Origin of the sequence: Proteus vulgaris, assembly GCF_023100685.1 — a bacterium.
Taxonomy (GTDB): domain Bacteria; phylum Pseudomonadota; class Gammaproteobacteria; order Enterobacterales; family Enterobacteriaceae; genus Proteus.
Map to the genome: position 1 here is coordinate 791,107 of NZ_CP090064.1, position 24,004 is coordinate 815,110.

The following is a 24,004-nucleotide window of genomic DNA, read 5'->3' on the forward strand; positions in this document are numbered from 1 at the left end:
CTTTTCTTTTTTTAGGTGTTAAATCACGATTAAACCTTGAATTCTCTGGCGATAAGACGTGAAACTAAAGTAGTCATTTGATAGAATGTCGCGTTGTTCTATAACTGAAATAGACAACAATGAATGATTCAGTGGTGAGTTAAATGGTTATCGTAATCAATGAATCAAATAATGCTGTTTAGTTTTCTTAGTGATAGAAAGTGCGTGTTTAAGACTGCACATTGAATACGGGACTGGCTGTTTTTAACGATTGTCGCGTGTCGCGATATTTTGATATTAAGCCAGCATGGGCATATTATCTTTTCGCTGTGCTCAAAATAGTCGTGTAACACTCATAAAAATAATTTTTATTTCACCAAACGGAGCCTCGTCTCGTTATGATGGACAACATTCGTTCAACTGCTAATAATCCATTTATCAAGATATTATTAGCTGTGATCATCCTCTCTTTCGTCCTAACTGGTGTGGGCGGATATCTCTTTAGTTCTGGCGTTAATGATGCTGCGGAAGTTAACGGGTATAAAATTAGCCGTTCTCAATTAGAGCAAACTTACCAACAACGTCGCGCTCAGTTACAACAAGATATGGGTGAAAACTTTGCTGCTCTTGCTTCATCAGAAGAAGGTCAGAAACTAATCCGCCAACAATCACTTGATTTGCTTATTAATCAAGCATTACTAGATCAATTTGCACAAAATCTTGGTATTTCAGCGGGCGATCAACAAATTAGAGATGCAATTTTTGCGCTTCCTTACTTTCAAACTGATGGTAAATTTGACAATAAAAAATACGTCGATTTATTGAAAGGCAATAATATTGATGCAGATGCATTTGCTGAAGGTATTCGCCAAAATCTGATCAATCAGCAATTAAGATTCTCTATCCAAGGCACTGATTTTGCCTTAGAGAGTGAAGTTAAAGAATTTGCAGGACTGATGCTGCAAAGTCGTAACGTACGCTTAGCGTCATTAGATATTCAGCCATTCCTTGAAAAAGAAACGGCATCAGACGACGAAGTGAAGGCGTTCTATGAACAAAATAACCAAATGTTTATCGCGCCAGAGCAATTTAAAGTCAGTTATATTCAATTAAATGCTCAAAAAGATCTTAATAGTATTAATATTACCGATGATGAAGCAAAAGCGTATTACGACAGCAACATCGATGAATTTACTGCTGCGGGACAGAAACAATACAGCATCTTAGTATTAGCTGATGAAGCTGCCGCAAAAGCAGCAGAAGAAGAGCTGAAAAAAGGTGCAGACTTCGTTACGTTAGTCAAAGAGAAATCAGTCGATGCTTTCTCCGCCAAACAAAATGGTTCTTTAGGTTGGATAACTATCGGGCAAGAATTACCAGAACTGGCTAATGCGAGCTTGACAGAAAAAGGCCAACTTTCTGCGCCTGTTAAAATTAGCAATGGTTACGCAATTTTCCGCCTTGATGATATTAAACAATCTGTCGTAAAACCGTTTGACGAAGTGAAAACAGATTTACTGGCAAAAATGCGCGAAAATAAAGCTATCGATGATTTCTTTGCATTGCAACAACGCGTGAGTCAGGCTGCCTCTAATGATAACGACACATTAGCACCTGCTGCTAAAGCGGGTAATGTGACAGTTGTTGATACAGATTGGTTTGATGAAAATAGCGTACCAGCACCATTAAATAATGAAAAACTGACCCAATTAATTTTTGGTGGCTCATTAGTTGATGAAAATGGCCCTATGGGCATGAACTCAGATATGGTGACGTTAGGTAATGATAGTGCATTTGTCGTGCGCGTAGAGGGTTATAAGCCTTCTGCAAGCCTACCGTTAGATAAAGTGCGTGATCAAGTTGTTATGCTTGTTAAACAGCAAAAAGCATCGCAAGCAATGAATACACAGGCGCAGAAAATTTTAGCTGCGTTAAAAGAAGGCAAAGGTGATGAAGCACTAAAAGTGGCTAACCTTTCCTTTGGTGATGTGGAAAGCATTGTTCATTCATCTGCGACAGATGCAGTTCAAACCGCTATTTTTGCTATGCCTAAACCTGCTGACGGCAAAAAAGAATATGGTATGACTAATGTGCCAGGCACTAAGGTTGTCTTTATTCAATTAGATAGCGTGACAGATGGTAAACCAACATCAGAGCAATTAGAGTTTATGGCTAATCTCTATCGTGCACAGATGGGCGAAGAAGCCTTACAACTGATTTTACGTGACTTAAAAGACAACGCTAAAATTGAGATCTTTGACAAAGATTATCAATAAGTTATCTTTAAATCTTAATAGAAACCCAGCTTAGGCTGGGTTTTTTTATGAATATCAAATATTGATATTGAGTGTTTATATCTATTTTTCTTAAAAAAGAATATTTGAGAGCAACCCCGATAATTTTTCTGTAACTCAGCTTTTGTTCATTTTATTTTTCCTATTCTCTCGACATTTTATTTTTATGTAATTGCAGGTTTATCAATATCTTGTCATTATTTTTTTGCATTCAGAAAACACTGTTTGCTATTGAATTTAAAATTATTTTATAAAAGGAAATTATGATTATGACGATGGATAAAAAAGTGTTATCAGGATTTATGGCTTCAATCTGCCTTGCTTTAGGACTAGGACTTTCACCGCTTTCTTATGCAGAAGAAACACCTGTTTCAACCCCCTCGATTTCTATTGAAACGAGCACATCTGTTGATAAAGAAGTAAAAGAAGTAAAAGCAAATGTAGAAGGTAAGGTTGATTTAAATACAGCAACGGTTGATGAGTTAATGGGGCTTAAAGGTATTGGTAAAGCGAAAGCTCAAGCTATTATTGATTACCGTGAACAATTGGGTCGATTTACCTCTATTGAACAACTTGAAAAAGTATTTGGCATAGGGATGAAATTAGTCGAACAAAATCGTGATTTTATCGTCATAAACTAATGAGCTAATTTGCATTTTATATTGTATGTAGCACGTTTATTGAAAAGATAAATATTGTTTAATAACTTGTGTTTCTCTTCGTAATAAGAGAAACACATTTCCATGAATTGATTTGTTAAATGGAGTGAAAGATAAAAGAGCTAAATTGAGATATTACTAAATTTATTTTTTTGACTATATTTATTGTATCGCAAAGAAACGTTATCAAAAATTTTAATATAACAATCAAGAGGTAATGAGTTTGTATGAGTACATTAATTAAAGTTTATGGTTTTCATTTGGATGTTTTTGAACACGTGAATAATGCACGTTACCTTGAGTTTTTAGAACAAGCCCGATGGGATTGGATTGAACAACATTTAGATTTTGCTTGGTTTAAGCGCAATGGTTTGGCGTTAGTGGTCGCTAATATCAATATTAATTATCACTTACCAGCAAGTCTTGGTGATGAGTTGATTATTGACTGTGAAGTTGCTGAAGTCGGGATTAAAAGTGGTGTACTGTCTCAAAAAATAGTCAGAAAAAAAGATGGTGCGCTTATCTCTGATGCATTAATCACTTTTGTTCTTGTAGACATCAATACCAAAAAAGCACTGACCTTAACGGATCAGCTAAGAGAAAAACTAGAGTATGTGCGCCAATCATCATAATACGAAGTGATTTCGTATTATAAATAAAAATAATGCGGTCAAGATGAGTTAACTTAACGTAATTTAAGGCAGTGGTAATACATGAGAGGTTATCACTGCCTAAGCCAACAAGTTGCAGTGATAACAAACAGTGGACGATATTACAGTAACTATTTTAACCCTACTTTCTGTTTCATTGCCTGCATGATTTGCGTTTTATCAGCTAAATAAGTGTTTAATCCGCGTTGTCTTAAATGGCAAGCTGCACATTCGCCACAGCCATCACCTTGAACACCGTTATAGCAAGTCAAGGTTTCATGACGAACAAAATCTAATTTTTGGTAATAATCTGCTAATGCCCAAGTTTCAGCTTTATCTAGCCACATTAATGGAGTGATGAATTTAATATCACGTGCAATACCTAAATTGACTGCATGATTTAGTGCTTTGACAAATTCATCACGACAATCAGGATAGCCTGAAAAATCAGTCTCACAAACTCCTGTAATGACACTTTCAGCCCCAATTTGGTAAGCGTAAATAGCAGCTAAAGTGAGGAAAAGAATATTTCTACCCGGTACAAAGGTACTTGGAATATCACTTTCTTCACTTTCTTTGAAATCAGGGACAGGTATATTGTCGCGAGTTAAGCTACTGATAGCGAGTTCATTGAGTAAATTTACATCCAAAACTTTATGCGCAGTTGCCCCCAGTAATTGACTTACTCTTTGTGCTACCTCAATTTCTTCTTTATGGCGTTGCCCATAATTAAATGTAATGCAATGTACTTCATCGTACTTTTCTTTTGCTTGAATAAGGCATGTTGTCGAATCTTGTCCACCGCTAAAGACAACGACCGTTTTTTTCATCGGAATACTCCTGAAAATTGAATTTACATAAGGATTAGTACGCATAAAAGTACATATATTATGACAATTTATTACCGATTTATCATTAGATGATTACTCTTATAGTAAGGGGCAGGTTATCATTATTTTTTGTAGGGGCATATTTTGAAGGAGTATCTATGTTAGATAAGATTGACCGTAAATTATTAGCGCTATTACAGGAAGATTCAAGCCTCTCACTGAATACTTTGGCTGAGGCTGTTAACCTAACCTCAACGCCTTGCTGGAAACGATTGAAACGACTTGAGGATGAAGGGTATATTCGTAAGCGAGTTGCCCTACTTGATAGTGAAAAAATTGGGCTAGGTCTAACAGTTATTGTTATGATTAGAACACAGCAACATAATAGCGAATGGTACGAACAATTTGTTTCATTTGTTAAGCAAATGCCAGAAGTACTGACATTCTATCGAATGGCGGGTGAGTGTGATTATCTAATGCATGTTGAAGTGGTAGACATGAAAAGTTACGACTTGTTTTATAAGCGTATGGTTAATGGTGTACCTGGTCTTATTGACGTGACTTCTAACTTCGCAATGGAAAAAATTAAATACACAACGGCAATGCCGATACCTGAATAAGGTTCATCTTTACCAACTGGCACTTTTATTTTTTGTATAACCTTAGGATTTAAGGCGTGGCTCTATTTTCACAGCTCAGTTGGTATTTCCTCAGTGAATGGCGTCGTTATGTCGGTGCTATTTTCTTATTGATGGTTATCGCAGTATTACAGGTGATCCCTCCTAAAATTGTAGGGATCATTGTGGATGGTGTTGATAACCATAGTCTGTCGTTTAGCCAAGTAATGAATTGGGTTGGCGTGATGGTGTTAATTGCCCTCGCGGTTTATCTTTTGCGTTATTTTTGGCGACTTTGGTTATTTGGTGCTTCTTATCAATTAGCCGTAAAACTGCGAATGCAGATTTACCAACAGCTTAATCAGCAATCCTCTTCTTTCTATCATCGTTATCGTACTGGCGATTTGATCGCTCGTACCACGAATGACGTTGATAAAGTCGTTTTTGCGGCTGGAGAAGGCGTTCTAACTTTAGTTGATTCAATGGTAATGGGACTTGCTGTACTTGTGATGATGAGCATCCAGTTAAGCTGGGAACTGACACTAATTTCACTATTACCTATGCCACTAATGGCCATTTTGATTAAACGTTATGGTGATAAGTTACATAGCCGTTTTAAAACTGCTCAGGCACTTTTTTCTTCACTGAATAATCAAGCACAAGAAAGCCTGAGTAGTATTCGCATGATCAAATCATTTGGACTTGAACAACAGCATGCTTCTCGTTTCGATGATGTTGCAAAAGAAACTGGGCGTCAAAATATGCGAGTTGCGAGAATTGATGCTTTGTTTGATCCCACCATTTTTATGGCGATCGGTTTTGCTAATTTACTCGCAGTTGCTGGTGGGAGTTATTTGGTACTCAATGACAAAATGACATTAGGTGAGTTAACCAGTTTTGTTATGTATTTAGGTCAAATGATTTGGCCTATGCTAGCGCTGGCATGGATGTTTAATATTGTTGAACGTGGTAGTGCTGCCTATAGCCGAATTAATAGCTTATTGAATGAAAAACTCGATATGATTGATGGTGATTTATCACCAAAACAAGGTCGAGGGATATTGTCTGTTGATATCGACCGCTTTCAGTATCCTGAACAAACAACGGATGTGCTTAAGAATATTCATTTCACCTTATCTCCTGGCGATATGTTGGGAATTTGCGGGATGACTGGAAGTGGAAAAAGTACACTACTTACCGTTATTCAACGACTTTACGATGTAACTGAAGGTGAAATTTGTTTTCAATCCATACCTATTTATCAATTAAAACTCGATGAATGGCGAGCGCGTTTAGCTGTGGTTAATCAAACACCTTTTTTATTTTCAGATACCATTGCAGGAAATATTGCATTAGGGCGTCCTAATGCAACTAAAGACGAAATTGAAGCGGTAGCTAAATTGGCCAATATTCATGACGATATTCTGCGTTTACCTGAAGGGTATCAAACGCAGGTAGGTGAAAAAGGTGTGATGCTATCTGGTGGGCAAAAACAGCGTATTTCTATTGCGCGAGCGCTACTCTTAGATGCGGAAATTTTGTTATTAGATGACGCATTATCTGCCGTTGATGGACAAACTGAATATCAAATTTTACAAAATTTGTCGCAATGGCGAAAAGATAGAACGTTGATTATCAGTGCACATCGTTTATCTGCTTTGGTTGGTGCTACTAATATCCTAGTGCTAAAACAAGGCGAAATTGTAGAACAAGGTACACATCAACAATTAATTTCAATACCTGGTTGGTATCAAGATATGTACCATTATCAGCAATTAGAGGCCGCGCTGGATGACGATAAGTAAAAATAAATCCGTTAAAGCGCTATTCCCTGCATTAAAGCGTCTTTTAACTTATGGTAAAACCTATCGCAAGCCTATGACATGGGGCGTCATTATGTTGTGGGTAGCCGCAGTTGCAGAGGTGGGTGGCCCATTAATTGTTGGTTATTTCATTGATCAAAAAGTGGCTACGAATAATGTTGAATTAACATCTTCATTAGGTTTGGCATTGGCGTTTATTCTTTTACAAATAATAGCTGCGACACTTCATTATTATCAGGCAATTGTATTTAATCATGCAGCTGTTGGGGTTGTACAACAATTACGCACAGATGTGATGAGCGCGGCACTAAAACAGCCATTAAGTGCTTTTGATAATCAACCCGTAGGCCAATTAATTTCTCGTGTAACGAATGATACCGAAACAATTAAAGATTTGTTTGTTAACGTCTTACCGACATTGTTCCGTGCCATTGCGTTAGTGGTTGTTATGTTAATTGCTATGTTCTTATTAGAGTGGCAAATGGCATTGGTAGCGATGACTATCTTCCCAGCAGTTATTGGTGTGATGATGCTTTATCAGCGGCTCAGTACACCAATAGTCCGTAATGTACGCCATTTTCTTGCCAATATTAATGATGGTTTCCATGAAGTTATCAATGGAATGTCAGTGATCCAGCAATTTAGGCAACAAGCTCGATTTGGTCAAAGAATGTCGGATGATAGCTGGCAGCATTATCAAGCCCGTATGAAAGCATTAAAACTCGATGGGCTGTTATTGCGCCCTTTGCTAAGTATGCTCTCTGCGTTGGTTTTATGTGGCTTATTGATGCTATTTGGCTATCAAGGCAGTGCGGTTATTGGTGTTGGGGTGATTTATGCGTTTATTAGCTATTTGGGGCGATTAAATGAACCGTTAATCACATTGACATCACAGCAGTCCATTTTGCAACAAGCGGTTGTTTCAGGTGAACGTGTTTTTGAATTGATGGATGCACCTACACAACATTACGGCTCATCATCACATATCATTACCCAAGGCAATATTGATGTTAATTCCTTATGGTTTGCCTATCGTGATGAACAATGGGTATTAAAAGATATCAATTTAACTATTCCTTCTCGCCATTTTGTGGCATTTGTTGGACATACAGGGAGTGGTAAAAGTACGTTAGCAAGTCTGTTGATGGGAAATTACCCTTGGCAAAAAGGGAATATTTATTTAGATGGGCAACCTTTAGAGGATTATTCTCATTATGCATTGCGTAGTGGTATTGCTATGGTGCAGCAAGATCCGGTTTTATTATCAGGTTCGTTGTATGACAACATTACATTAGGGCGAGAATGTGAAGAGTCACATTTATGGCAGGTATTAGAAACAGTACAGCTTGATCAATGGGCTAAAGCATTACCAGAAGGATTACAAACAGAACTTGGCGAACAAGGTAGTCGCTTATCTGCGGGGCAAAAACAGTTACTTGCATTAGCTCGTGTATTATTAATACCACCTCGTATTCTTATTCTTGATGAAGCAACAGCAAATATTGATTCAGGAACAGAGCAAGCCATCCAGAAAGCATTAAAAGTAGTAAGAGAAAAAACAACCCTGATTGTTATTGCTCATCGACTTTCAACTATTATTGAAGCCAATGAAATCGTAGTGCTTCATCGTGGTGCAATTGTTGAGCAGGGTGATCACATGGAATTACTCTCACAAAAAGGGCGATACTATAATATGTTTCAATTACAGCAGGTTAGAGAATCTTTACAAGAACAAGATCCTGTTGAAGTAGAATAATTGACTTAAAATTAATATTTGATTTTTTTAGAGGGCACATAAAATTATGTGCTCTTTTTTATTTCCCAACTATTTTGCTTTTATCAAAATAGCAGGTTTATGTCTGCACCAATACGGTGAATTTATTGGTTTTATTTTTCAATAATTAAAATTTTTATTTAAATATCAATACATTAAAAATTGGCATGTCTTTTGCTCTATAAACATTGTTCTTTCTTACATCGACGAGGTTTATATGAAATATATCATCGCCATAATTAAGCCATTTAAATTAGAAGAGGTCAGAGAGTTACTTTCTGAGTTAGGTATAAAAGGGATGACAATCAGTGAAGTAAAGGGATATGGGCGGCAGAAAGGGCATGCAGAGCTTTATCGAGGGGCCGAATACGAAGTTAATTTTCTTCCCAAAGTGAAAATAGAACTCGCCATCAGTGATGAGCAACTTGAGCCTGTTATACAAACGATTATGCAAGCGACAGATACGGGCAAAGTGGGGGATGGCAAAATTTTTGTTTTGGAATTATTACAAGCTGTTCGTATTCGTACGGGTGAGTTTGGTGATGAGGCTCTTTAAAGGAGAATTTCGATGAAAAGCTTACTTTCTTTATTATTAATGTTAGTACTTACAAACTTTTCTTCATCAGCATTTGCCTCTGAAATCTCGGTTATCGATAAAGCTGATAATGGTTTTATGTTGATTTGCACTGCACTGGTCTTTTTTATGACTATCCCTGGTATTGCCCTGTTTTATGGGGGATTACTGAGAAGTAAAAACGTACTTTCATTGATAACACAAGTGATGATGATCTTTAGTGTTGTGATCATTCTTTGGATAACTTTTGGCTACAGTTTAGCTTTTACTGCGGGTAATAAAGTGTGGGGTGGGTGGTCACTTACTTTCTTAAGTAATATTTCTTTAGCGTCAGTTTCAGGTTCAATTAATCAATATGTACACATTGCTTTTCAAGGCTCTTTTGCTGTAATAACGATTGCCTTGATTGTTGGAGCACTGGGTGAGCGTATCCGTTTTTCAGCGTTGGTTATTTTTACGGTTATTTGGTTTACGTTTTCTTATATTCCGATCGCTCATATGGTATGGGGAGAAGGCGGCTGGCTAATTGATGATGGCGCACTTGATTTTGCAGGCGGAACCGTGGTTCATATCAATGCGGCTGTTGCTGCCCTTGTTGGTGCTTACTTACTCGGTAAGCGACGTGATTATCAACACTTAGCCCTTAAGCCTCATAATTTACCGATGGTATTTATTGGAACGGCTGTGCTTTATATTGGTTGGTTTGGCTTCAATGCAGGCTCTGCGGGAAGTGCAAATGCAATTGCAGCCTTAGCATTTTTGAATACAGTGATTGCAACGGCAGGGGCAGTGCTTTCTTGGACTGCATCAGAATGGATCACTAGAGGAAAACCATCAATGTTAGGCAGTTGCTCTGGTTGTATTGCTGGACTGGTGGCGATTACGCCAGCTGCAGGCACTGTCGGTGTTATGGGCGCATTATTTATTGGTGTTACAGGTGGAATTATCGGACTTTGGGGTGTTGTTATTTTAAAACGGTGGCTAAAAGCTGATGATGTTTGTGATGTTTTTGGCATCCATGGAACTTGTGGCATTGCGGGATGTTTATTAACGGGGATATTTACGGCTTCATTTTTAGGGGGAGTGGGCTATAGCGATGGTATGACATTAAGCAAGCAAGTTTTAATACAGTTAATGAGTGTTGTTATTACAGTGATTTGGTCAGGAGTTGTAGCTTATCTTAGTTTTAAAATCGCAGATAAGCTGGTGGGATTACGAGTTTCTGAAGAAGAAGAGCATGATGGATTAGATTTAACCTCTCATGGTGAACGTGCTTATCAGCAGTAATTGTCTATTCCCCCTCTTTTGAGGGGGGAATATGCTTATTTAATTATTTTGTATATTTAGGGCGTTTTTGACGAATAACTCCCTCTTGAACGGATGAAGCAACTAATTGGCCATTCGTGTTAAAGAATTTACCTCTAACAAATCCTCTTCCTCCTGATGCCGATGGGCTTTCAATCACATACAGTAACCAATCATCAATGCGGAATGGACGGTGAAACCACATTGAATGGTCTATTGTCGCTACTTGAAGGCTTGGATCCATAAATCCTAAACCATAAGGTTGGAGAGCTGTGGGTAAGAAGTCAAAATCAGAAACATAGCCCAACATATATTGATGTAAAAAAGGATCTGATGGCATTTCACCACGGCTGCGATACCAAACATAGCGTTCAGCGGGTGCTTTAGAATAGCCAAAAGGGCTAAAGTATTGTACTGGGCGTGCTTCAAAAGGAGTTTCTCGTAATGCTAAAGATTTAATCGGCTCTGGTAATTTAGGTGCCAATTTTTTCAAAATATCATCTTGTGAGATAAGCTCATCGGGAAAAGGAACATCAGGCATTGCATCTTGATGTTCAAAACCTTCCTCAAACTCTTGAAAAGAAACCGTCATATAGAAAATAGGCTTACCCTGTTGGATAGCACTGACTCTACGAGTGCTAAATGAACCTCCATCACGGATAAATTCTACATCATAAACGATAGGTTTATGGCTATCACCGGGGCGTAAAAAATAGCTGTGAAAGGAATTAATATAGCGATTATCTGCAATAGTTTGTTTTGCTGCATACAGTGCCTGTCCTACAACTTGACCACCAAAAACTTGTGGTAATCCTAAATCTTCACTTTGCCCTCTAAATAGACCTTCTTCTATTTTTTCAAGTGCCATTAAATTGATGAGATCTTTCAATGCTTGACTCATAGTGTACCTGTACCATTAGATCGGGTTATTTTTTATAAAGTGATTATATACAATCCTAAGAATATAAAAAAACAATCTCCTTTTTATCTTCGGTAGCAATCTAATGATAAATGAACATGGGTAATGAGATTATTGTTTATGGCTTCACTTTAGGACGGGGAGGATATCAAGAAAGGCAAAAAGAGTGTTAAAGGTCGATGAATAAGAGATAAGCCTTAATTTGGGTAATTAATCATCACTTAGGCTCACTGTCCTTGCTATTTTTGTGAGTTTAAAACATAATGCGTGACGTCTTAGCAATAAGACAATCTATGGGGTCTTGTTGGTTCTCCCGCAACGCTAACTTGTTAACTCGGTCAGGTCCGGAAGGAAGCAGCCATGGCAGGTGTCGCGTGTGCCGGGATGTCGCTGGCAAGGCCCCACCCAATTTCTAGCCTTCTAAAATTTATCTCTTCTTATTTTTTCACTAACTAATAATGCTTTTTGTGTGTTATTTCTCCGTTTTTGAATATCAATATTACGTATGTAGAAAATAATATATTCAATGTCTGGATGCATTATTAGAAAATAGCTGATGATATTTATAATATGAAAGAGGGATTTTGAGTAAGATAATGCAGTCATGCCGTAATAAGTTAACGGCATGATGGTGTGTAATCATTCTACTGATAAGAAAACGTGAATAAAAACGATATCTAAATTAAGAACTAATAACCCTACTACTATAAAAAATAAAAATAGCAAAAATAAAACTAAGGTAATTAAATAGAACTAAATTATCTTACAAATTTCCAAACAGATGCTGGAATTTTGTCATAGAGTTTATTCATAGTGAGCTCAGCTAAACGATGATCAGCCGCTGAATAAAATAGCTCCAGCTCATCATCAGAGAGTTCGTATTTGTTTTTTTCAATTACTCGCTCTAATGTTTCGATTGAGGTACATTTTCTTAAACGCATTAGATAGTCTGTCTTAGTCATGTTGTCTTTTCTCTATTATTTAAAATAAAACTAAAGATAATTAAATTTACTTAATATAACTTTTTGGGTTTTTGGCTATAAGGGTTAAAAGTGAATGATTTAACTCTTTCCAATTATTGATATCTGAGTAAGAAATTGATGTATTACCAAATAAACGATAGGTTTCTTCAAGGTACTCTTCTATAAGAGTATTAATTACTTGTTTATCAGGGTATTTAATCTTAAATTTCCAACTAAAGTCCATAATGTGTTCAATTAAGACATTAAGGTCAACGCTTTTTGTGCTACTCAGATCATTGTGCCAAACGGTGTTGCCTTTATCTAATGAGCCTAAAGCTTGCTGCAATAGCTCTTCACATAAAAACGACAATTCAGCTAAATCTACTTTTTCTGGTGAATATTCGTCCATAACTTATCGTGGCTGAATTAATAGAAAATATTCATTAATAATGGTAAATACGTATAGTTAGACTTATTAATGAGACACATCACATAATTCATTAATGGATTAATAAAAAAACACAAACTTGAGATTGGGCATTTATATTTACCCGTATGCTAAAAGAGTTTAATAATTATATTTATTATTTCTAACAAAGTAATAGCATATCAAAAGATGATATCAAATACTCATTGCATACAAAGGAGTTTAAAAAATACACAATAAAATGCTTCTTTGCTTAATATAGCACTATTATCGCATAAGTCACTATCTGAACAACAGAATTTTGTCTATTTTCGTAAAAATTAATATATTCCAATCAAGATGATGTTTTTTTAACATTATGATTATCTTTGTTTTTATTGTATTTTACATGTTTAAGCGTGTAAATGAGGTCTATTTATCGCTGTTATTTATAAATAACACTCTGTTTGATTTTGACAAAAAGTCATATATAAGAAAAAAAATAAAATGAGTTTATTGATTAAAGAGATATTTTTTAAAAATAATATACTGAGATAAGTTTTCATTTTAAACGATATATCAATAGATAAAGAAAAAGGTCGCTTATGCGACCTTTTTTGTATTCACAGACAAATTAGTGTGAATTACTTGGATGCTCTAAATCTTCGTTTTTCTTCGCAAAACGTCTACGGATCACGACGAAGAAAATAGGAACAAAGTAGATAGCGAGGGAGGTTGCGGCAATCATACCACCGAATACACCTGTACCTACGGAGTTCTGTGCACCAGAACCTGCACCGTTACTTAATACCAGAGGAATAACCCCTAACATAAAGGCCAGAGAGGTCATTAGAATTGGACGTAGACGCATTCTAACAGAGTCTAACGTTGCTTCTATGAGTCCTTTGCCTTCTTTTTCCATCAAGTCTTTGGCGAATTCAACAATCAAGATTGCGTTTTTCGCCGATAACCCAATGGTTGTTAAGAGCCCAACCTTAAAGTAAACGTCGTTCTCAAGGCCTCGGAATGTGGTGAGTAACAGCGCACCGATAACACCTAGAGGAACCACGAGCATAACAGAGAACGGTACTGACCAGCTTTCATAAAGAGCAGCAAGGCAGAGGAATACAACTATCAAGGAAATGGTATACAGCGCAGGCGCTTGGTTACCAGATAAACGTTCTTGATATGACATTCCTGTCCATTCATAACCAATACCACTTGGTAATTTACTTGCGAGATCTTCCATCATTAGCATTGCATCACCACTACTTTGACCCGGTGTTGCACTACCTTGAATTTGGACTGCAGGTAAACCGTTATAACGCTCTAAACGTGGAGAGCCATATAACCAAGGATCTTTACTTGTATCAATGAATGATGAGAATGGAACCATCTGACCAACATTGTTACGAACATAAAGATTACCAATATCTTGTGGCAACATACGGAATTGTGATTCAGCTTGAACATAAACTTTCTTAACACGACCACGGTCGATAAAGTCGTTTACGTAGCTACCACCAAACATGGTACCTAATGTTGAATAGATATCGCTGATTGCAACACCTTGAGCCTGTGCTTTTTCTAGGTCAATATATAGACGATACTGTGACGTATCTTCCTGACCATTAGGACGCACACCCATCAACATTTGAGATTGTTGTGCCGCCATTCCGAGTAATTGATTTCGTGCTTCCATGAGTTTTTCGTGACCGAGATTCGCTTTATCGACTAACTCGAATTCGAAACCACCCGCAGAGCCTAATTCAACAATTGCTGGAATATTAAATGAGTAAACAAAGGCTTCTTTAATTTGGGATAATGCCATATTGGCACGCCCTACAATTGCCGGAACTTTGTCTTCATCTGCTTTACGTTCATCCCAATCATTCAATACAACGAAGACCAGACCCATATTTTGGCCTTGACCACCGAAGCCGAAGCCACTTACGGTAAAGACGGATTTAACGAGTTCTTTTTCATCGGTATTGAAGTAGTCATTTACTCTTTCTAATACGTCTTGAGTCTGTTCTTGTGTGGAGCCAGCAGGTAACTGAACCATTGTCAGTAATACCCCTTGGTCTTCTTCTGGTAAGAACGATGCAGGTAAGCGAATAAACATTAATGCCATGCCTGCGACTAATAAAACGTAAATTAATAAGTAACGACCAGTACCACGAAGAGTACGGGATACACTATCAGTATAGTGATGGCTGCTTTTTTCAAAGGTACGGTTAAACCAACCAAAGAAGCCTGTTTGCACACCATGACTGCCTTTTGGTACTGGTTTTAACATCGTTGCACAAAGTGCAGGTGTTAAAATCAATGCAACGAAAACAGACAGAACCATTGCTGATACGATGGTGATAGAGAACTGGCGATAAATCGCACCTGTTGAACCACCAAAGAATGCCATTGGAATAAATACCGCAGAAAGCACAAGGGCGATACCCACCAGTGCACTTTGGATTTGTCCCATAGATTTACGTGTTGCTTCTTTAGGTGATAAACCTTCTTCTTGCATAACACGTTCGACGTTTTCTACCACAACGATGGCGTCATCCACCAGAAGCCCGATGGCAAGCACCATCGCAAACATCGTCAAGGTATTTATCGAATAACCAAACGCTGAGAGTATGGCGAAAGTACCTAACAATACAACAGGTACTGCAATTGTTGGAATTAACGTAGCTCGGAAGTTCTGTAAGAACAGATACATAACTACGAATACCAGCATAATAGCTTCAACAAGTGTTTTTACCACTTCGAAAATAGAGATCTTAACGAATGGCGTTGTATCATAAGGATAAACGACCTCTAATCCCGCAGGGAAGAACGGTTCCATTTCAGCTAATGCAGCACGTACAGCAGTGGCGGTATCTAATGCGTTAGCACCTGTTGCTAATTTAATACCAATACCAGAAGCGGGTAGGCCATTAAAGCGAGCAATAGTACTGTAGCTTTCAGCACCCATTTCAACCACACCGAGATCTTTTAGCTTAACCTGCGAACCATCTGTATTGACTTTCATCAGGATATCGCCAAATTGCTCTGCGGTATTAAGTCGAGTTTGAGCAATAATAGATACGTTTAAACGCTGACCAGGAACAGGAGGTGTACCCCCTAATTGACCTGCTGCCACTTGGTTATTCTGTGCTCTAATCGCACCGATAACATCAAGTGTTGTCATGTTATATTTCACCAGTTTATCTGGATCTAACCAGATACGCATTGCGTATTGGGTACCAAATAACTGGGTTTCACCCACACCGGTTACACGGCTTAATGGGTCTTTAATCGTTGCACCCACATAGTCTGCGATATCATCTTGTGACATTGAACCGTCATTTGAGATGAAACCTGCAACCATCAAGAATGAACTTGAGGATTTATCAACACTAATCCCTTGTTGTTGCACTTCCTGAGGTAATAATGGCATAGCAAGTTGCAATTTATTTTGCACCTGTACTTGCGCAATATCAGGATCAGTACCTGCTTCAAAGGTCAGAGTGATATTCATCATACCGGCTGAGTCACTGGTCGCAGACATATACACCATGTTATCGATACCATTCATATTCTGTTCGATAACTTGGGTAACTGTATTTTGCACAGTGGTGGCGTCAGCACCAGGATAAACCGCAGAGATAGAAATCGCTGGCGGTGCAATCGTTGGATACTGGGCAACAGGCAGTTTGATGAGTGCCAGAAGACCTGCGAGCATGGTAATTATCGCAATTACCCACGCAAATATCGGTCTATCTATAAAAAACTTAGGCATGGATCACCGACTCCTTATTGAGGATTCTTAGCTGGCTCAGTTTGTTCAGGTGATGGCTTAGCATCTAAATTTTCTTCTTGAGGCGTTACTGTCATTTTTGGTTTTGCTTTTTGCAATCCAGAAACGATAACGCGCTCACCAGCCTGAACACCACTATTAACGAGCCATTTATTACCAACAGCTTGTGACACATCAATGGTACGAACTTCAACAACATTGTCTTTATTGACAACCATTGCTGTCGCTTCACCACGAGCAGTACGAATAACAGCTTGCTGTGGGATCAAAATTGCATTTTGACGAATACCATTTTCTAATTTAGTACGAACAAACATACCTGGTAATAGTTCCCCAGTAGGGTTAGGTACGATAGCACGCATAGTAATTGAGCCGGTTGTTTCATCAACAGTGACATCAGAAAACTCTAAATGGCCTTTCTGTGCGTAAGCTTGCCCATTAGTCAATGTTAAATGAACAACAGGTTTGCCTTGCTCTTGACGAATAACGCCACTTTCAATTTCATTTTTAAGTTTCAGATAATCTTCACTCGATTGTGTCACGTTGACGTAAATCGGATCGATTTGCTGAACTGTAGTTAGTGCTACTTGCTGACCTGGAGCGACAAGTGCACCTTCAGTCACAGTAGATTTACCTGAACGGCCTGAAATTGGCGCTGTTACTTTTGTATATTCAAGATTAATCTTTGCAGTTGTTACAGCTGCTTCTCCTGCTTTAACAGCAGCTACAGCTTGTGCATATTGAGATGTTGCAGTATCAAAATCTTGTTTACTGACATAGTTTGTACCTAGCAGAGGCTTATAACGCTCCACAGTGAGACGAGCTATTTCAGCATTAGCTTTAGCTTTCGCTAATTCAGCTTGCGCACTATTTAAAGTTGCTTCAAAAATAGCTGGGTCGATTTGGTACAAAGATGTACCCGCTTCTACATAGCTACCTTCTTTGTAATTGCGGTTTAAAATAATGCCGCCAACTTGAGGGCGAACTTCAGCAATACGGAAGGCTGATGTACGACCTGGTAAATCAGTGGTGATTGTCAGAGCTTGCGCTCCTAAAGTCACAACACCTACAGCCGGAGCAGGAGGAGGCCCCCCAGCAGACTGTTTAGCTTTGTCGTCACATCCAGCAAGAACCAAGCTGCCTGATAGCACTAACAGAGCCAGAGGCAAAACCCCTCTGTTTTTTCGCATAAGAAAACCTCTATTCAAACGTTGTTTCCCGGGATAAAAATAATTAAGTTGATGATTGATTGCGATGTATAGTACAAACATACATGAATGTATGTAAATTAACTTCAGTCAAAATCGAGGATTAATGGCACGAAAAACTAAACGGCAGGCACAAGAGACAAGACAGCAGATTATTGATGCTGCACTTAGGCTATTTACTGTGCAAGGCGTTTCTGCCACATCACTTTCAGATATTGCGGCCGCTGCAGGAGTTACCCGTGGCGCAATATATTGGCACTTTAAAAATAAAGTGGATTTATTTACTGAAGCGTGCGAACTCACCGACTTAAAAATAGAATCTTTAGAAATAGAGTATCAAACAAAATACCCAGATGATCCACTATTTGTATTAAGAGAATTGCTTATTTACATATTGACATCGATTGTCGAAGATCCTAAACATAATGCACTTTTAGAAATATATTTCCATAAATGCGAATTTGTCGGTGAAATGACACCAATTGTTGAAATTCGTAGAGAATTGTGTGCAGCTGATTACTCTAGAATAGAACAATCTTTATCTCGTTGTGTTGAAAAAAAACAACTACCATCCGACCTTAATTTAAGAAGGGCGGCCATCATGTTAAGAGCTATGATGACTGGGCTTGCTGAAAATTGGTTATTTTCACCAGAAAGCTTTTCTATCAAAGATGAAAGTCAATATTTGGTTGATAGCTTTATTGATATGATAAAGCACAGTGCAAATATGAGAATATCTGCGTCCTCTTAATTTATTATTAAACAAAAGGAAGACATCTATGAGTAAGGTCTTAGTTATTGCTAATGGTGCAGCTTATGGTAATGAGTCATTATTTAACGCACTGCGTTTATCTATTACATTAAAAGAACAGCACCCAGAAACTCAATTAAATATCTTTTTAATGTCAGATGCTGTTACAGGGGCTTTAGCTCGCCAACAGCCTAAAGAAGGTTATAACTTACAACAAATGCTGGAAATTTTAACGGCACAAAATGTTCCTGTTAAATTATGCAAAACATGTACAGATACTCGTGGTATCAGTGAGTTACCATTAGTTGATGGTGCAGAGTTAGGTACATTAGTTGATTTGGCACAATGGACGCTTGATGCGGATAAAATCCTAACATTCTGATTGTCGCTTCATTTTCTCAGCCGAGAAACAACCCCAAGCAACTTGTTCTGTTTACACTGCCAATTGAACGTAATTGGATTATACTAATAAACAGTTTTTCAATATTAATTGAACAAGTTGCTTAACCATGCGGATACAAACTTTTTTTTCTCAATTTAATAATCGAATGACGACGATTGTCGCCGCGACTGCTATTATTTTTATTCTTTGGTGCCTCTCTATTACTTCGGTTTTAGCCGCGGTTTCAAGTAATCTACCGACTCAAGAAAATATTCAAAATCAGCTTAATTTATTAAATAAACGTAGTGAGTTAAGTGCAGAAGATAAATTAACAATTGCGGATTTAGAACAATCACTTTTATTACTCGATAATATTCAACAGCTAGAAAAAAAATCAGTAAATTATGATAAAACGGTAGAGCAACTACCTGAAAAGCTGCGTAGTACGCAATATCAACTTAATCAATTAAAACAAAAAGTCGCTAATAAAGAAGCAGATGACTACCAAAAATCATTGGAAGCATTACCATTAGCAACATTAGAATCGCAATTAGAAAGTGTTCTACAATCCTTACAAAAATCCCAAGATGATTTAGCTAATTACAGTAATGAACTTATCGTATTACAGACACAACCTGAAAGGGCGCAATCTGTTTTATTTAATAACTCAGATAGATTGCAACAAATAAGGACATTGCTGAATAAAAGTAGTGCAGATAAAGCACAAATGCGGCCTTCTGCTGTGCAGTTATTACAGTTAGAGCAATATTATCTTCAACAACAAAATAATTTTCAAAAACGTACATTACAGTCAAATGTGCAATTACAAAGCTTATTACAACTTCAACGTGACTATAGCTCTGCGTATATTGACCTTTCACAGGAACGCGCACAACTGCTTCAAGATGCCATCAGCGATAAACGTCTAGATAGTTCAGAAGAAACAGCTAAAGAAGCACAAAGCACCGAACTTGATAATCAAGCGATTAATAATGATCCATTCTATTTAGCGCAAACAGAAATCAATAAGCATCTTAGTGATAAACTGATCGTTACAACACAAAATAATAACGAACTAAATCGCCATAGCTTAATGGTGAAAAACCGCTTAGATAGAGCCATTCAATCTGAACGAAACCTAAAAGAACAAATTGATGTATTAAAAGGAAGTTTGTTACTTTCCCGAATTTTATTTGAAGAGCAAGTTGATTTGCCGGATGGTATTTTTATTAATAATTTGCCTGATAAAATCGCTGATTTGCGGTTAGAGCAATTTGAAATTAATAAACAACGTGATCAGATAATACAACCCAATATCTATATTGATCGGTTGATGCAGGAATACCAAATTACTCATCCTGAAGTCACCGACCCTAATGTACTAAAAGAGTTACGTAGTGCATTAGAATTACTTGTTGATGCACGTCGGGAGTTGCTTGATAAACTCAATAATCAATTAGGCAATCAAATTTCAGGTTCGATTAACCTGCAAATGGATCAGCAACAATTACGCAGTGTCGTAAGCTCTTTAGAAAGTACATTAGCACAACAAATTTTCTGGGTGAGTAGTAATAAACCTATTAATCTCAATTGGTTTTCAACATTTCCTTCTCAAGCAGTGGCAGAATTCCAAAGTTTTAAATTGAATTGGTCAAATGAAAATCTGTTGATCGGGGCTAAGAAATCACTTCCTGTCCTTATTGCGTTGATTCTGTTTGGTTTAATACTGATTTGGCAACGTAAAAAACTTGATACTCAGTTTGAAAAACTTAATGGGGATATTAATAAGCTCAATAAAGATTCTCAGCTACATACACCACTGGCATTAGGTATTGTTTTCTTAAAAACATTACCACTTTCTTGTTTTGTTTTAGCGATTGGCTATTGGCTAATAAATAGTTTTAACGTGCAACAAGAGTTTATCTGGTCTTTTGCTTGGCAATTTGCGGTATTTTGGCTGATGTTTGAATGGTCTTATCGTTTAATGTCTGATAATGGCGTTGCTGTAAAACATTTTAAAATTCCTGTAGAGAGAGTTCAGCAAAACCGTAAACGTTTATTGCGTCTTTCTCTTCCTATGTTACCGATTATTTTGCTTTCTGCTTACGGTATTAATAACCCATTATCACTGGTGGGGGATGTTATTGGGCAGTTGGTTGCGATTATTTCACTGTTTTGCATTAGTTTATGTGCATTGCCGTTTTGTCGCGAAATGTGGCAAGAAAAAGGGAATCATGTTGTTAGAACGGTTGTGATCACCCTATTAACATTCTCGCCTTTAATTTTAATGGGATTAGTAATTTTTGGTTATTACTATACGGCGTTGCGTTTAGCAAATCGTTGGATTGATAGCTTATATCTGCTTATGTTGTGGTTCACTGCTTATCATGCCAGTTTACGAGGATTAACCGTTGCTGCTAGAAGACTTGCTTATCGTCGAGCGCTTGAACGTCGACAAGCAATGTTAAAAGAAAAAAAAGAGGGTGAAGATAATGGCCTTGAACCTATTCAAGAGCCTCCAATGGATATGGAGCAAATCAATCAGCAATCATTAAGACTGACAACAATGATTTTATTTATCATTTTTGCGTCTAGTTTCTACGGGATTTGGTCCGATTTTATTACTGTATTTACCTATTTAGATGGTATTACACTCTGGAGCTATACATTACCCACAGAGTTGGGAAATGTGGTTAAAGCCGTCACAGTAGCAGATCTCTTATTGTCTGTTTCTATCATGGCAATCTCTTGGTTTATGACGCGAAATTTACCAGGTTTATTAGAGGTATTAATCTTATCGCGTATCAAACTGCAACAAGGCGCTTCTTACGCTATTACGACTATTTTAACCTACGTTATTATTGCAATAGGCACCATTGTCTCTCTGGGAATATTAGGTGTGGCATGGGAGAAATTACAATGGTTAGCGGCGGCTTTAACGGTAGGATTAGGGTTTGGTTTACAAGAGATATTCGCAAACTTTGTGTCTGGTTTGATCATCTTGTTTGAAAGACCAGTTAGGATTGGGGATACCGTCACCATCGGAACATATTCAGGTACAGTTAGCCGAATTCGAATTAGAGCAACAACAGTGACAGATTTTGATCGCAAAGAAGTAATTATTCCTAATAAAGCTTTTGTAACAGAACGGCTTATTAACTGGACATTATCTGATACTGTCACACGCATTATTATTCAGGTGGGGGTGGCATATGGTTCTGATCTAGATAAGGTCAAAGCTATCTTAATGAAAGCAGCGAAAGAGAATACCAGAGTGATGACTGAACCTGAGCCAGTCGTGTTATTTACTGAATTTGGCGCCAGTACGTTAAACCACGATTTACGTTTTTATGTCAGAACATTAGGTGATAGAAGTATTGCAATTGATGAAGTGAATCGTGCAATTGATAAGCTTTGTAATGAAAACGATATTAATATTGCATTTAACCAACTTGATGTTTATTTGCATAATAAACAAGGTGATGAAGTACAAGAGGTAAAACGGCCTCTTGATGGTTCGACACCTGAAGCCAATACCCCTTTTGCTTAATTAAAGGGCGTGTTTGTTGATTGTGTCGCCAATTTGTTTTCATAATCTTGGCGCACAATCTCAAGGGCTTCTAGTGCTGTTTTAGGATCAATATGGTGACTTTCAAGTAAATAGATAAGATCAACGGCCAACTGAACAGATTTTGGTGCTTCTTTTAAACTCATAATTATCGCCTTTAAAATTTATCTTCTTGTTTTTCAATGCTCTTTTCAATAGAGAAAAGGGCGTTTTTACAACGCGCTAGGCGATTTTCAAGTGCAGCAATCTCTTTTTGCAACTCTTGTTGTTGCATAAAACTTTGTGCTTGCGTTAATGAAAGCTCTCTATCTTGGATCATGGCGTGTAATCTGCGCTCATAATCCTGATGTTGGGCAAGTTTTTGGTATAAATCGACACTTTTTTTTCGTTGAGTAAGCTGGTTCTCTTGCTTTCTTAGTGTTTGTGTCGATAATTCACGAGTTAATGCTTCTATTTGTTGTAGGATTTGAGTGGCCAGAAATTTAACCTGCTGGCTTCGTTGTGCCTCAACACAAGCGATTAACTGGGTAAAATTATCGCGGATCTGTTGCATATAGCCGCCAAGTGAATCACTTCGGCGGTGGAACAGTGCTGTGTCGAAGCAAGGTGCTGCAATTTTTTTGTTTGCAATAGGCGCCAGTGTTTCGGCAAGATTGTCTATCTGTTTTTTAAACAAGCTTAAAGGATCAGGTTTATTCATCGGGTTCTTGTTCCTGTTTTGATAAAAACATGAATTGACTTAAAGCAACAAAAAAGAGTTGTTAACTGGCTTTCTGTTGCATTTTAACGGCATATTGCATAGATTCTATCGTTTCGTTTTTTATTATGGCACTGATTATGACTGCTAACGCGCAACAACTGCAATTTATTAAAGACAGTATTGAAACCATTCCTGATTATCCAAAAGAAGGGATATTATTTCGTGATATCACTACATTACTGGATAATCCTGCTGCATATCAGGCAACCATTGATTTATTGGTAGAGCACTATCAAGGTCAGGGTATCACTAAAGTCGTGGGTACCGAAGCTCGCGGTTTCCTATTTGGTGCTCCGGTTGCTTTACGCCTCGGTGTTGGTTTCGTTCCTGTTCGTAAAAAAGGTAAATTGCCTCGCGAAACGCTCAGTGAAACTTATGATTTGGAATATGGCACAGATACTTTAGAGATCCACAAAGACAGCATTACGGATAAAGACAAAGTATTAATGGTTGATGATTTACTGGCAACAGGCGGCACCATTGAAGCAACAGCCCGTCTTATCCGTCGTTTAGGTGGAACTGTAACAGAAGCTGCATTTATTATCTGCTTACCTGATTTAGGCGGTATTGAACGCTTAGAAAAACAAGGCGTTCATAGCTTTACTCTGGTTGATTTTCCAGGACATTAATTTCTTCACTGTTTAAAATGTGGTGATACACGTCATTATTTTAAACATGAGTAATAGTGCGGGTGCTTTTGTGTTATTTATGATGTGATATATAAATATCTATGGCCCGCAC

20 protein-coding genes and 1 other RNA gene are annotated in these 24,004 nt (G+C 37.6%); 13 read left to right on the forward strand and 8 right to left on the reverse strand.

Annotated elements, in window-relative coordinates:
• Positions 1-377 precede the first annotated feature (377 nt).
• The 3 genes from ppiD to LW139_RS03750 all read left to right on the forward strand — a co-directional run bounded on the left by ppiD (position 378) and on the right by LW139_RS03750 (position 3,564).
• Entirely contained in the window at positions 378-2,255 is a 1,878-nt protein-coding gene (gene ppiD / locus LW139_RS03740) for a peptidylprolyl isomerase (RefSeq protein ID WP_166539492.1), read from the forward strand.
• A 293-nt stretch (positions 2,256-2,548) separates the two neighbouring features.
• Complete coding sequence (locus tag LW139_RS03745) at positions 2,549-2,914, forward strand: ComEA family DNA-binding protein (protein ID WP_432652209.1); 366 nt, start codon at positions 2,549-2,551, stop codon at positions 2,912-2,914.
• Positions 2,915-3,159: 245 nt separating this feature from the next.
• A complete protein-coding gene (locus LW139_RS03750; protein ID WP_247850635.1) occupies positions 3,160-3,564 on the forward strand; it encodes an acyl-CoA thioesterase in 405 nt (134 codons plus the stop codon).
• 149 nt (positions 3,565-3,713) lie between these two features.
• Here LW139_RS03750 and queC read toward each other — a convergent pair whose 3' ends face one another.
• Entirely contained in the window at positions 3,714-4,412 is a 699-nt protein-coding gene (gene queC / locus LW139_RS03755; RefSeq protein WP_166539494.1) for a 7-cyano-7-deazaguanine synthase QueC, read from the reverse strand.
• Between the two features lie 158 nt (positions 4,413-4,570).
• Between queC and LW139_RS03760 the strand changes: the two genes are divergently transcribed.
• The 5 genes from LW139_RS03760 (at position 4,571) to amtB (ending at position 10,487) form a co-directional block, all read left to right on the forward strand.
• On the forward strand, positions 4,571-5,032 hold the full coding sequence (locus LW139_RS03760; protein WP_036911686.1) for an Lrp/AsnC family transcriptional regulator: 462 nt from the start codon (positions 4,571-4,573) through the stop codon (positions 5,030-5,032).
• Positions 5,033-5,088: 56 nt separating this feature from the next.
• On the forward strand, positions 5,089-6,834 hold the full coding sequence (locus tag LW139_RS03765) for a SmdA family multidrug ABC transporter permease/ATP-binding protein (protein ID WP_166539495.1): 1,746 nt from the start codon (positions 5,089-5,091) through the stop codon (positions 6,832-6,834).
• Entirely contained in the window at positions 6,821-8,608 is a 1,788-nt protein-coding gene (locus LW139_RS03770; protein ID WP_166539496.1) for a SmdB family multidrug efflux ABC transporter permease/ATP-binding protein, read from the forward strand. The genes LW139_RS03765 and LW139_RS03770 overlap by 14 nt, the downstream gene beginning before the upstream one ends.
• Positions 8,609-8,843: 235 nt before the next feature.
• Positions 8,844-9,182: a P-II family nitrogen regulator gene (locus LW139_RS03775; protein ID WP_227336448.1), complete on the forward strand. Its 339-nt coding sequence runs from the start codon at positions 8,844-8,846 to the stop codon at positions 9,180-9,182.
• Between the two features lie 12 nt (positions 9,183-9,194).
• Positions 9,195-10,487: an ammonium transporter AmtB gene (gene amtB, locus LW139_RS03780; protein ID WP_227336449.1), complete on the forward strand. Its 1,293-nt coding sequence runs from the start codon at positions 9,195-9,197 to the stop codon at positions 10,485-10,487.
• 43 nt (positions 10,488-10,530) lie between these two features.
• Here the strand turns inward: amtB and tesB are convergent, their stop codons facing one another.
• A complete protein-coding gene (gene tesB / locus LW139_RS03785) occupies positions 10,531-11,406 on the reverse strand; it encodes an acyl-CoA thioesterase II (protein ID WP_166539498.1) in 876 nt (291 codons plus the stop codon).
• Positions 11,407-11,726: 320 nt separating this feature from the next.
• Between tesB and ffs the strand changes: the two genes are divergently transcribed.
• Positions 11,727-11,823: signal recognition particle sRNA small type (gene ffs, locus LW139_RS03790), an RNA gene on the forward strand.
• 359 nt (positions 11,824-12,182) lie between these two features.
• Here ffs and LW139_RS03795 read toward each other — a convergent pair.
• The 4 genes from LW139_RS03795 to LW139_RS03810 form a co-directional block, all read right to left on the reverse strand.
• Positions 12,183-12,386 (reverse strand): HHA domain-containing protein, encoded by a 204-nt coding sequence (locus LW139_RS03795; protein ID WP_006535062.1) that lies wholly within the window; start codon positions 12,384-12,386, stop codon positions 12,183-12,185.
• A 46-nt stretch (positions 12,387-12,432) separates the two neighbouring features.
• Entirely contained in the window at positions 12,433-12,795 is a 363-nt protein-coding gene (gene tomB / locus LW139_RS03800) for an Hha toxicity modulator TomB (protein ID WP_109407971.1), read from the reverse strand.
• A gap of 631 nt (positions 12,796-13,426) precedes the next feature.
• The gene (locus tag LW139_RS03805; protein WP_166539499.1) at positions 13,427-16,576 is read right to left on the reverse strand and encodes an efflux RND transporter permease subunit; all 3,150 of its coding nucleotides are present in this window, start codon (positions 16,574-16,576) and stop codon (positions 13,427-13,429) included.
• Between the two features lie 14 nt (positions 16,577-16,590).
• A complete protein-coding gene (locus LW139_RS03810; protein ID WP_109407969.1) occupies positions 16,591-17,784 on the reverse strand; it encodes an efflux RND transporter periplasmic adaptor subunit in 1,194 nt (397 codons plus the stop codon).
• Positions 17,785-17,908: 124 nt separating this feature from the next.
• Here LW139_RS03810 and acrR point away from each other — a divergent pair, with 124 nt between their 5' ends.
• The 3 genes from acrR (at position 17,909) to mscK (ending at position 22,485) form a co-directional block, all read left to right on the forward strand.
• On the forward strand, positions 17,909-18,553 hold the full coding sequence (gene acrR / locus LW139_RS03815; protein WP_166539500.1) for a multidrug efflux transporter transcriptional repressor AcrR: 645 nt from the start codon (positions 17,909-17,911) through the stop codon (positions 18,551-18,553).
• Positions 18,554-18,581: 28 nt separating this feature from the next.
• Positions 18,582-18,935 (forward strand): DsrE/DsrF/TusD sulfur relay family protein, encoded by a 354-nt coding sequence (locus LW139_RS03820; protein WP_196553558.1) that lies wholly within the window; start codon positions 18,582-18,584, stop codon positions 18,933-18,935.
• Between the two features lie 166 nt (positions 18,936-19,101).
• The gene (mscK, locus tag LW139_RS03825; RefSeq protein WP_413685685.1) at positions 19,102-22,485 is read left to right on the forward strand and encodes a mechanosensitive channel MscK; all 3,384 of its coding nucleotides are present in this window, start codon (positions 19,102-19,104) and stop codon (positions 22,483-22,485) included.
• Here mscK and rsmS read toward each other — a convergent pair.
• A complete protein-coding gene (rsmS, locus tag LW139_RS03830) occupies positions 22,482-22,649 on the reverse strand; it encodes a pleiotropic regulatory protein RsmS (RefSeq protein ID WP_166539503.1) in 168 nt (55 codons plus the stop codon). The two genes, mscK and rsmS, sit on opposite strands and share 4 nt — an antisense overlap.
• Before the next feature lie 11 nt (positions 22,650-22,660).
• Entirely contained in the window at positions 22,661-23,203 is a 543-nt protein-coding gene (gene priC, locus LW139_RS03835; RefSeq protein WP_109407966.1) for a primosomal replication protein PriC, read from the reverse strand.
• Between the two features lie 137 nt (positions 23,204-23,340).
• On the opposite strand from priC, the gene apt reads away from it, so the two are divergent.
• Positions 23,341-23,892: an adenine phosphoribosyltransferase gene (gene apt, locus LW139_RS03840; RefSeq protein ID WP_036932856.1), complete on the forward strand. Its 552-nt coding sequence runs from the start codon at positions 23,341-23,343 to the stop codon at positions 23,890-23,892.
• Positions 23,893-24,004 lie beyond the last annotated feature (112 nt).